General features: G+C 69.2%; 9 protein-coding genes. All 9 read right to left on the bottom strand.

Annotated elements, in window-relative coordinates:
* Positions 1-124 precede the first annotated feature (124 nt).
* The 9 genes from sugE to AC3IFE_RS03810 all read right to left on the bottom strand — a co-directional run bounded on the left by sugE (position 125) and on the right by AC3IFE_RS03810 (position 10,671).
* Positions 125-445 carry a quaternary ammonium compound efflux SMR transporter SugE gene (sugE, locus tag AC3IFE_RS03770; protein ID WP_489189632.1) on the bottom strand — a complete coding sequence of 107 codons (321 nt, stop codon included), beginning with the start codon at positions 443-445 and terminating at the stop codon, positions 125-127.
* Between the two features lie 135 nt (positions 446-580).
* A complete protein-coding gene (locus AC3IFE_RS03775; protein WP_489189633.1) occupies positions 581-862 on the bottom strand; it encodes a putative hemolysin in 282 nt (93 codons plus the stop codon).
* A gap of 152 nt (positions 863-1,014) precedes the next feature.
* A complete protein-coding gene (gene kdpE / locus AC3IFE_RS03780) occupies positions 1,015-1,713 on the bottom strand; it encodes a two-component system response regulator KdpE (RefSeq protein ID WP_060259571.1) in 699 nt (232 codons plus the stop codon).
* Positions 1,706-4,561, bottom strand: coding sequence for a DUF4118 domain-containing protein (locus AC3IFE_RS03785; protein ID WP_489189634.1), 2,856 nt, complete (start codon positions 4,559-4,561; stop codon positions 1,706-1,708). The genes kdpE and AC3IFE_RS03785 overlap by 8 nt, the downstream gene beginning before the upstream one ends.
* Before the next feature lie 152 nt (positions 4,562-4,713).
* Positions 4,714-5,295: a potassium-transporting ATPase subunit KdpC gene (gene kdpC / locus AC3IFE_RS03790; protein WP_489189635.1), complete on the bottom strand. Its 582-nt coding sequence runs from the start codon at positions 5,293-5,295 to the stop codon at positions 4,714-4,716.
* Positions 5,296-5,320: 25 nt separating this feature from the next.
* Entirely contained in the window at positions 5,321-7,405 is a 2,085-nt protein-coding gene (gene kdpB, locus AC3IFE_RS03795) for a potassium-transporting ATPase subunit KdpB (RefSeq protein WP_489189636.1), read from the bottom strand.
* A gap of 52 nt (positions 7,406-7,457) precedes the next feature.
* A complete protein-coding gene (gene kdpA, locus AC3IFE_RS03800) occupies positions 7,458-9,263 on the bottom strand; it encodes a potassium-transporting ATPase subunit KdpA (RefSeq protein WP_489189637.1) in 1,806 nt (601 codons plus the stop codon).
* Complete coding sequence (gene kdpF, locus AC3IFE_RS03805) at positions 9,260-9,352, bottom strand: K(+)-transporting ATPase subunit F (RefSeq protein WP_006752209.1); 93 nt, start codon at positions 9,350-9,352, stop codon at positions 9,260-9,262. Before kdpF ends, kdpA begins: the two co-directional genes overlap by 4 nt.
* A gap of 344 nt (positions 9,353-9,696) precedes the next feature.
* Positions 9,697-10,671, bottom strand: coding sequence for a quinone oxidoreductase family protein (locus AC3IFE_RS03810; protein ID WP_489189638.1), 975 nt, complete (start codon positions 10,669-10,671; stop codon positions 9,697-9,699).
* Positions 10,672-11,073 lie beyond the last annotated feature (402 nt).

Here is an 11,073-nt window from a genome sequence, read left to right on the forward strand (position 1 = left end):
CCGCGAGCAGCACGACGGGATTCAGGCCCGAATACGTTCCATTATAGACAGGCTGGACCGGCGACCGGCGCAATTCCGCGGCGCGGGGCGGCGGCCCGGCACATGCGCGCCCGGGATACCGTCGTCAGCCGGCCGACGACAATTTCAGGCCGACCAGCCCCGCGACGATCAACGCCGCGCTCGCCACGCGCGCGACGCTCAGCGCCTCGCCCATCATCACGATACCGAACACGAACGCGCCGACCGCGCCGATGCCCGTCCACACCGCGTATGCGGTGCCGAGCGGCAACTGGCGCATCGCGACCGCGAGCAGCCCGAAACTGGCCAGCGCCGTCACGATCGTGAACACCGACGGACCGAGCTTCGTGAAGCCGTCCGACGATTTCAAGCCGGCCGCCCAGGCCACTTCCAGCAAACCGGCGATCAACAACCATACCCACGCCATCTCGACGTACTCCGTACCGGATGGGGCCGTCCCCGTCGAAGCGAATGTCCCGGGGTCGTCCCCGGGCGGCGCCGAGTATAACAACAGGCTTACAGGCTTGCCCTCGGCCGATACGGGGCGACCGGCCGGCCGCGGTCAGTTCGCCACGCGCTTCGGCGCGACGCCGCCGACGCAGCGGTCGTCGCGATACAGCGCCCACTCCTCGCACACGCGGCCATCCTTGAACAGGCACATGCCGACCTGCCCGCTCGACAGGTTGCGGATCACGTGGCGACCGCCGAGCTTCTCGCAGTTGACCGATGCGGGATTGGCCAGCGCCACCTGCGCGGGCGGCTGCTGCCCGGGCGGCAACGGCTGGGCGAACGCGCCGGGCGCAGCGAGCGCCAGCGCACAGATGACGACCAGACGGACGGACATTGCACGCTCCTCGTTTTCGTTCGGGGAACGGTCAGGATAGCGGGGATTGCGCAGCCGGTGTGCAAGGCCGGCGCTCATCGCGAGACTGTCGCGCCGACGCAACCCTGTCGGCGCGCGGCGTCACGGCCGCATGCGCCGCCGCCCACCGCCCGTCACACGGCGCCGACGAGCCGATAGCCGACGCCCGTCTCGGTGACGATGTGCTCGGGCTGCGCGGGATCGGCCTCGAGCTTCTGGCGCAGGTGCGCCATATAGATGCGCAGGTAGTGATGGCTCTCGACGTGCGACGGTCCCCACACGTCGCGCAGCAGCTGGCGATGCGTGAGCACGCGCCCCGCGTGACGCACGAGCGTCGCGAGCAGCCGGTATTCGAGCGGCGTCAGGTGCACGATCGCGTCGTCGCGCCACACCTGGCGCAGCGCGAGATCGACGGTCACGGCGCCGAAGGTCACCTTCGGCGACTCGTTCGCGCCGCCCTGGTTGCGCCGGCGCAGTTGCGCGCGAATCCGCGCACGCAGTTCGGACACGCCGAACGGCTTGGTCAGGTAGTCGTCGGCGCCCGCGTCGAGCGCGGCGACCTTCTCCTCTTCCTGCGTGCGGGCGGACAGCACGATCACCGGCACCTCGGACCAGCCGCGCAGCTCGCGGATCACGTCGAGGCCGTCGGTGTCGGGCAGGCCGAGATCGACGATCACGAGGTCGGGCTTGCGCGTCGCCGCGTCGATCAGCCCCTGCTTGCCCGTCTCGGCTTCGAACACCGCGATGTCCTCCTCCTCGAGCGCGGCGCGCACGAAGCGGCGGATCTGCTTTTCGTCCTCGATCAGGACGACGGTCAGGCTGGGTTCACTCATGGTCGGGCAATGACTCGGATGGGGGCGATGCGGCCGGCGGGTCGGATTCATCGTCGGGCACGGCCGGCGCGGCCGGCGGCGTGTCGACCGGCAGCGTGAACCAGAAGCGCGCGCCCGTCACGCGGCCGTCGGGCGCGGTGCGGTTGAGCGCGCCGATTTTACCGCCATGCGCCTCGACGATCGCGCGGCAGATCGCGAGACCGAGCCCGATGCCCGGCGTCGCCGATTCCTTCTCGCCGCGCGTGAACTTGTCGAAGATGCGTACTTCCATCCCGGCCGGCAGGCCCGGGCCGTGATCGTCGACGTGCACGCGCACGAACGGGCTCCCGTAGGGCTGGCCGTCGTCGGTCACGCGCTCCGCGCCGATCTCGAGCGACGTATCGGGCGGCGTGTACTTCGCCGCGTTCTCGAACAGGTTGGTAAACAGCCGCTCCATCAGCACCGCGTCCATCTGCAGCAGCGGCAGGTCGGCCGGCAGCGCGACGCGCACCGGATGGCGCGCGAGCACCCGGCGACAGGCGGCGAGCGCGGCGCCGACGGTTTCCTCGAGCAGCGACCACTGACGCTTGAGCTGGAGGCTGCCGGCCTGCAGCCGCGCCATGTCGAGCAGGTTCGTGACGATGCCCGTCATGCGTAGCGCCTCGTCGTGAATCGCGTCGACGAGTTCGCCCTCGCGCTGCGCGAGCCGCCCGGCCGCTGCGGCGTCGCCGGCCTGCGCGGCCGCGCGTCCGTTCGCGAGCATCGACGAAAAACCGACGATCGTCGTGAGCGGCGTGCGCAGGTCGTGCGAGATCGCCGACAGCAGCGAGTTGCGCAGCCGCTCGGACTCCATGTTGACGAGTGCGTCGCGCGCGATCTCGACGTAGTGCACGCGTTCGAGCGCGAGCGCGATCTGCGCGGCGAATGCGTCGAGCATCCGCTGCTGCTCGGGCACCTCGAGTTCGCGCGGCTCGCGCGACGCGACCGCGAGCACGCCGCGCGTGCGCATCGGCGCCTTCAGCGGCAGGTACAGCGCGGCCGTCGCCGGCAGCGTATCGGTGCCGCGCCCGGCCGGCTTCTGCTGGTCGTACACCCACTGGCCGACGTCGCTGTCGAGCTCCGCGCCCGTCAGCGTGACGGCCGCGTCGGGCTCCTCGATCTTCTGCCGCACCTGGTCCGCGCTGTCGGGCAGCAGGAACGCGACGCGCGCGCGGAACACCTCGCCCACGTGGCGGCTGCCGATCTCGACGATCTGCTCGGTCGTCAGCGCCGCGCCGAGCTCGCGCGCCATCGCGTAGATCGCGCCGGTGCGGCGCTCGCGGCGCTGCGCGACGCTCGCCTGGCGCGTGAGCGTCGACGTCAGGTGGCTGATCACGAGCGACGTCAGCAGCATCCCGAAGAAGGTCAGCAGGTATTGCGTGTCGCTGACCGAGAACGACATGCGCGGCGGCACGAAGAAGAAATCGAACGCGGCCACCGACAGGAACGACTGCAGCACGCCCGGGCCGCGGCCGAGCCGCACCGCCGAAAACACCACGCCGAGCAGGTACAGCATCACGAGATTCGTGAGGTCGAGCCGCCCGGACACGACGCTCGCGACGACGGTGATCGCCGCGCAGATCGCGGCCGCATACGCGTAGTGGCGCGGCGGCGAACGGTGCGTGCCGAACTGCGCGAACGCATCGCGCCAGTCGCGTGCCCGCGCGTCGAGCGGCGCGGCGCGCGTCTCGTCGCTCGCGGACGCGCGGATCAGCATCAGGTCGACGTCGCCCGCGCGCTCCGCCAGTTGCTCGCCGAACGGCCGCGCGAAGCGGCGCGCGAGCCCGACCTTCGGCGAGCCGCCCGCGACGAGCTTCGACACGTTGCGCACCTTCGCATAGCCGATCAGCGCGGCGACCGCGTCGGCGCCTGCGAGCGTGGCCGTCTCCGCGCCGAGCTCGGCCGCGAGCTTCAGCGCGTCGAGCGTGCGCTGCCGCCGCGCGTCGGGCAGCCGCTGCAGGCGCGGCGTCTCGACGTACACGGCGATCCAGTCGGCCTTCAGGCTCGCGGCGAGGCGCGCCGCCGCGCGCACGAGCGTCGGCGCTTCGGGGCCGGGCCCGACGCACACCAGCAGCCGCTCGCGCGCCTGCCAGATGCGCTGGATCGAACGATCGGCGCGGTACTCGCGCATCTGCGCGTCGACGCGATCGGCCGTGCGCCGCAGCGCGAGCTCGCGCAGCGCGATCAGGTTGCCCTTGCGGAAGAAGTTGCGCACCGCACGCTCGGCCTGCTGCGCGAGATAGACCTTGCCGTCGCGCATCCGGCCGAGCAATTCCTCGGCCGGCAAGTCGACGAGCGTGACTTCGTCGGCCGCGTCGAACACGCGATCGGGCACGGTCTCCCACACGCGGATGCCGGTGATCGCGCCGACCACGTCGTTCAGGCTCTCGAGGTGCTGGACGTTGACGGTCGTATACACGTCGATCCCGGCGTCGAGCAGCTCGTAGACGTCCTGCCAGCGCTTCAGGTGCCGCGCGCCCTGCACGTTCGAATGCGCGAGCTCGTCGACGAGGATCAGTTGCGGCGCGCGCGCGAGCGCGCCGTCGAGATCGAATTCGACGAGCGCGCGGCCGCGATAGTCGAGGAGGGCGGGCGGCAGCACGTCGAGGCCGTCGAGCAGCGCGGCGGTTTCGGCGCGGCCGTGCGTCTCGACGATGCCGACGACGACGTCGACGCCATCCTGCCGGCGCTGGCGCGCGGCCTGCAGCATCGCGTAGGTCTTGCCGACGCCGGCGGACGCGCCGAAGAAGATCTTGAGCTGGCCGCGCCGCTGCTTTTCTTCATCGCGCTGCAGCTTGTCGAGGAGTTGGTCGGGATCGGGGCGGTTCATGCGTCAGGAGGGCGACGCGCCGGATGGCGCGCGAGATAGGGCCATTGTGGTTCCAAATCGCCGCAAAAGGCAAAGACGGCGCGAGCGCCGTCGGAACAAGGTCGGGCCCGGCGCGCGGCCAGCCGCGCCGGGGAGCCCGCACGCACGCTCGCTCAGTGCGCGGCCTGCACCGCATCGAGCGCGAGATTCAGCTTCAGCACGTTCACGCGCGGCTCGCCGAGCACGCCGAACTGGCGGCCCGTCGTGTTCGCGGCGACGAGCCGCGCGACCGCGTCCGGCGCCAGGTGGCGCGCCTTCGCGACGCGCTCGACCTGGTACGCGGCCGCGGCCGGCGTGATCTCCGGATCGAGGCCGCTGGCCGACGCCGTCACGAGGTCGACCGGCACCGGCTTCGACAGGTCGGTGCCGGCGTCGCGCAGCGCGGCGATGCGCGCCTTCACCTGGTCGGCGAGCGACGGATTCAGCGGGCCGAGGTTCGAGCCGCCGGAGCCGGCCGCGTTGTACGGCATCGGCGCGGTGGCCGACAGCCGGCCCCAGAAATACTTCGGCGCATCGAACGACTGGCCGATCAGCCCGGAGCCGACGACCTTGCCGTTCTGCTCGATCAGGCTGCCGTTGGCCTGCGACGGGAACACGGCCTGACCGAACACGGTCATCACGGCCGGGTAAGCGAGCCCCGTCACGGCGGTCAGGATGACGAACAGCACGACGAGCGGGCGAATCAACGATTTCATGATGGTTCCTTCAAGGACGGCCGGCTCAGGCCCAGCCGAGCGCGGCGAGCGTCATGTCGATCAGCTTGATGAACGGGAACGGCAGCAGCACGCCGCCGAGGCCGTACACCAGCAGGTTGCGGCGCAGCAGCGACGCGGCGCCGAGCGGCCGATAGGTCACGCCCTTCAGCGCCAGCGGAATCAGCGCGACGATGATCAGCGCGTTGAAGATCACCGCGGACAGGATCGCGGACGCCGGCGACGTCAGATGCATGATGTCGAGCACGCGCAGTTGCGGATAGGTCGTCACGAACGCGGCCGGGATGATCGCGAAGTACTTCGCGATGTCGTTCGCGATCGAGAACGTCGTCAGCGAGCCGCGCGTCATCAGCATCTGCTTGCCGATCTCGACGATCTCGATCAGCTTCGTCGGGTTCGAGTCGAGGTCGACCATGTTGCCGGCTTCCTTCGCCGCCTGCGTGCCGGTGTTCATCGCGACCGCCACGTCGGCCTGCGCGAGCGCCGGCGCGTCGTTGGTGCCGTCGCCCGTCATCGCGACGAGGCGCCCGGCCGCCTGGTGCTCGCGGATCGTCGCGAGCTTGGTTTCCGGCGTCGCTTCCGCGAGGAAATCGTCGACGCCCGCTTCCGCCGCGATCGCCGCGGCCGTCAGCCGGTTGTCGCCCGTCACCATCACGGTCTTGATGCCCATCTTGCGCAGCTCCGCGAAGCGCTCCTTGATGCCGCCCTTCACGATGTCCTTCAGCTCGATCACGCCGAGCACGCGCGCCGCCCCGTCCTGCAGGTCGGCGACGACGAGCGGCGTGCTGCCGCGGCGCGCGACGTCGTCCACCGCGCGGCGCACTTCTTCGGGGAAACGGCTGCCGTGGGTTTCGACGTAGCGGCGGATCGCGTCGGCCGCGCCCTTGCGGATCTCGCGACCGGGCAGATCGACGCCGCTCATCCGCGTCTGCGCGGAAAAACCGAGGAACGTCGCGTGCAGTTGCGCCATGTCGCGCTGGCGGATGTTGAAGCGCTCCTTCGCGAGCACGACGATGCTGCGGCCTTCCGGCGTTTCGTCGGCGAGCGACGACAGTTGCGCGGCATCGGCCAGCGCTTCCTCGGTCACGCCCGGCGCCGGCACGAACGTCGATGCCTGGCGGTTGCCGAGCGTGATCGTGCCGGTCTTGTCGAGCAGCAGCACGTCGACGTCGCCGGCCGCTTCCACCGCGCGGCCCGACGTCGCGATCACGTTCGCCTGCATCATCCGGCTCATCCCGGCCACGCCGATCGCGGACAGCAACCCGCCGATCGTCGTCGGAATCAGGCACACGAGCAGCGCGACGAGCGCGGTGATCGTCACCACGTGGCCGGCCTTCATCGCGTCGACCGAGAACATCGAGAACGGCAGCAGCGTCGCGGTCGCGAGCAGCATCACGATCGTCAGCGCGACGAGCAGGATCGTCAGCGCGATCTCGTTCGGCGTCTTCTTGCGCTTCGCCCCTTCGACCATCGCGATCATCCGGTCGAGGAACGCCTCGCCGGGGTTCGCGGTGACCCTGACGACGATCCAGTCGGACAGCACGCGCGTGCCGCCCGTCACCGACGAGAAATCGCCGCCCGATTCGCGGATCACCGGCGCGGATTCGCCGGTGATCGCCGATTCGTCGACCGACGCGACGCCGTCGACGACCTCGCCGTCGGCCGGGATCACGTCGCCGGCCTCGACCAGCACGACGTCGCCTTTGCGCAGGTCGGACGCGGTCGTGATGCGGATCGGCGACTTCGGATGCGGCTCGTTGAGCTTCTTCGCCATCACGTCCTTCTTCGCGCTGCGCAGCGACGCGGCCTGCGCCTTCGAGCGCCCTTCGGCGAGCGCTTCGGCGAAGTTCGCGAACAGCACGGTGAACCACAGCCACAGCGCGATCGCGAGGATGAACCCCGCGGGCGCCTCGGCCTGGCCGGAGAGCGCCGCGATCCACAGGATCGTCGTGAGGATGCTGCCCACGTACACGCAGAACATCACCGGGTTGCGGAACTGCGTGCGCGGCGTGAGTTTCTTGAACGAATCCACGATCGCCGGGCGCAGCAGCGCCGGATCGAACATGGACCGTGTTGCGGAATGTTGAGTCATTGCGATCTCTTCAAGCTCTTCAGTCTTTTCAATGTGTCGCCATGCGGGCGCGTCACGCGCCCAGCCACATCATCAGGTGCTCGACGCCCGGGCCGAGCGCGAGCGCCGGCACGTAGGTCAGCGCGCCCACCAGCATCACCGTGCCGAGCAGCAGCACGACGAACAGCGGGCCGTGCGTCGGCAGCGTGCCGCTCGTCACCGCGATGCGCTTCTTCGCGGCGAGGGAACCTGCGATCGCCAGCACCGGCACGATCGTGCCGAAGCGGCCGAACCACATCGCGATCGCGGTCATCCAGTTGTAGAACGGCGTACCGACCGTCAGGCCCGCGAACGCGCTGCCGTTGTTGTTCGCGGCCGAGCTGAACGCATAGAGGATTTCCGAGAAGCCGTGCGGGCCCGGGTTAGCGATGCCGGCCTTGCCCGCGTCCGCCAACACCGCGATCGACGTGCCGACCAGCACGAGCAGCGGCGTGAGCAGCACGACGATCGACACCATCTTCATCTCGTACGACTCGATCTTCTTGCCGACGTATTCCGGCGTGCGGCCGATCATCAGGCCGGCGACGAACACCGCGAGCAGCGCGAACACGAGCATCCCGTAAAGGCCGGAGCCGACCCCGCCGTAGATCACCTCGCCGAGCTGCATCAGCAGCATCGGCACGAGGCCGCCGAGCGGCGTCAGCGAATCGTGCATCGTGTCGACCGCGCCGCACGACGCGGCCGTCGTCGCGACCGTGAAGATGCCGCTCTGCGCGATCCCGAAGCGCGTTTCCTTGCCTTCCATGTTGCCGCCCGGCTGCAGCCCGCTCGCCGACTGGTCGACGTGCAGCGCGGCGAGCGTCGGGTTGCCGGCCTGCTCGGCGTTCACCTCGACGCCGATCGCGACCGCGAACGCGACCGTCATCGCCGCGAGCACCGCGATGCCCTGCCGGCGGTCGCCGATCATGCGGCCGAACACGAGACACAGCGCGGCCGGGATGATCAGGATCGAGAAGATCTGCAGAAAGTTCGCGAACGGCGTCGGGTTCTCGTACGGGTGCGACGAGTTCGCGTTGAAGAAGCCGCCCCCGTTGGTGCCGAGCATCTTGATCGCTTCCTGCGACGCGACCGGACCCATCGCGAGCGTCTGCTTCGTCAACGGCGTCGGCACCGTGACCGCGTTGCCCTTGGCGTCCTTCACCGGGTTGCCCTGCGCGTCGAGCTTCGGCGCCGCATAGGTGCTCGTCTGCAGCACCGGCACGTCCCGATACGCCTTCATGTTCTGGATCACGCCCTGGCTCATCAGCAGCGCGGCGATCACGACCGACATCGGCACGAGCACGTACATCGTCACGCGCGTGAGGTCGACCCAGAAGTTGCCGATCGTCTGCGCGGTGTGGCGCGCGAAACCGCGGATCAGCGCGATCACGACGACGATGCCGGTCGCCGCCGACAGGAAGTTCTGCACGGTCAGGCCGAGCATCTGCGTCAGGTAGCTGACGGTCTGCTCGGGCGTGTAGTCCTGCCAGTTCGTGTTGGTGACGAAGCTGACGGCCGTGTTGAACGCGCCGTCGGGCGTCATCGCGCCGAATTGCTGCGGGTTGCCGGGCAACAGGCCCTGCAGGCGCAGCAGCCCGTACAGGAACAGCGCGCCGAGCGCGTTGAACGCGATCGTCGCGAACGCGTACTGCTTCCAGTTCATCTCGCTGCCCGCATCGACGCCGGCGACGCGGTACAGCACGCGTTCGAGCGGCCCGAACACGCGCACGACACGCGAGCTGCCGTCCATCACCGCGCTCAGGTAGCGCGCGACCGGCACGGCCGCCGCCAGCAGCACGACGATGAACAGCAGCGTCTGCAACAGATTGTTCGCGTTCATTCGATGTCCTCCGCGCGCAGCAGCGCAAAGACGAGATACGCGAACAGCAGGGCCGTCGAAGCGCCCGCCAGCCAAAGCATCCAGGTCATGCGCGCCCCCCGCGACCGTATTGCGCGAGCTTGTCGCAACCGGCAAGCAAACCGCGGATCAGCGCGGTGAAGAGCACCAGTGCGCCGATGAAAACCCCATCCATTTTTGTTCTCCGTCGTCGAAATCGGACGACTGGAACCTTATGGGAACGCGCGTAAAGGGCGGGTCAAAGGTGTCGGGGCGGGTGTAAAAAACACGTAAACGCGTGCGGCGGGGAACGGCGGGCCGAACGTGCGGCGGGACGTCGGGCGGGTCGGGAGGCAGGTCGGGAGACAAGACGGGCGGCACGCCGGCGCCGCCCGCAACGGGACGTGCCGGCGTGGCGCCGGCACGAAAGGGTGCGTCAGGGAACGAGGATCGTCGAGCCGGTGGTCTTGCGCGCTTCGAGATCGGCATGCGCGCGGCCGACTTCGGCGAGCGGGTAGCGCTGATTGATGCTCGTCTTCACCTTGCCCGACAGGATCACGTCGAACAATTCGGTGGCCGCGGCCTCGAGATCGGCGCGCTTCGCGATGTACGAGAACAGCGTCGGGCGCGTGAAGAACAGCGAGCCGCGCGACGAGAATTCCTTCGAGTCGATCGGCGGCAGCGGGCCCGACGCGTTGCCGAAGCTGACGAAGTAGCCGAGCGGCGCGAGGCTGTCGAGCGAACCGACGTAGGTGTCCTTGCCGATCGAATCGTAGACGACCGGCACGCCCGCGCCGTGCGTGATCTCCTTCACGCGCTGCGTGAAGTTCTCGCGCGTGTAGACGATCGGATGATCGCAGCCGTGCGCCTTCGCGAGCCCGGCCTTCTCGTCGGAGCCGACCGTGCCGATCACGGTCGCGCCGAGCGCCTTCGCCCACTGGCACACGAGCAGCCCGACCCCGCCGGCCGCCGCGTGGATCAGGATCGTGTCGCCGGCCTTCACCGGGTACGTGCGGCGCAGCAGGTAATGCGCGGTCAGGCCTTGCAGCATCACCGACGCCGCGTCGTCGTAGCTGATCCCGTCCGGCAGCTTCACGACGCGCTCGGCCGGCATCACGCGCTCCTGCGCATAGGCGCCGGGCGGCTGGCCGACATAGGCGACGCGGTCGCCGGCCTGGAACCCGGTCACGCCGTCGCCGACGGCCGTCACCTCGCCCGCCGCCTCCATCCCGAGGCCGCCGGGCAGCGGCTGCGGATACAGGCCCGTGCGGAAATACACGTCGATGTAGTTGAGCCCGACCGCGTGTTGCCGGATGCGGACTTCGCCCGCCTTCGGCGCGCCGACCTCGACATCGACCCACTTCATCACGTCCGGGCCGCCCGGCTGGTCGTATCGGATTGCTTTCGGCATCGTTTTGCTCCTCTTCTGTCTGGAATCTGGATATCCGGTTCGGCGAATGCATCGACATTGCTGCTGCGGCGATGCGTGTGAACACGGGTCGTAGCGGAGGATTCTCGCGCGTCGTGCGCAGTCACGCAGCGCGTCGTCGCAATCCCTTCACCTCGGTAGGGTTTTCGCGGGAGATGGATGGCATGCGCTGTGTTCATACTTGGTCACGTTCATATCAAGACCTTTGAGTCATACGAATTTCCGCTGGGTTCGGATTGACTGCGGCCTGCGGCCGGCCGCACTGCGAATTTGGCCTTGCGCCCATGCGAGACGCGTCTCCCGTGCCGCGTTGTCGTACTGCGCTCCCGGAACCGGCGACATTGACACGGGTCGGCCGGCAATTCGAGTTCGTGCCACGCACAT

The organism is Burkholderia sp. APQ4-4ca (assembly GCF_057837105.1).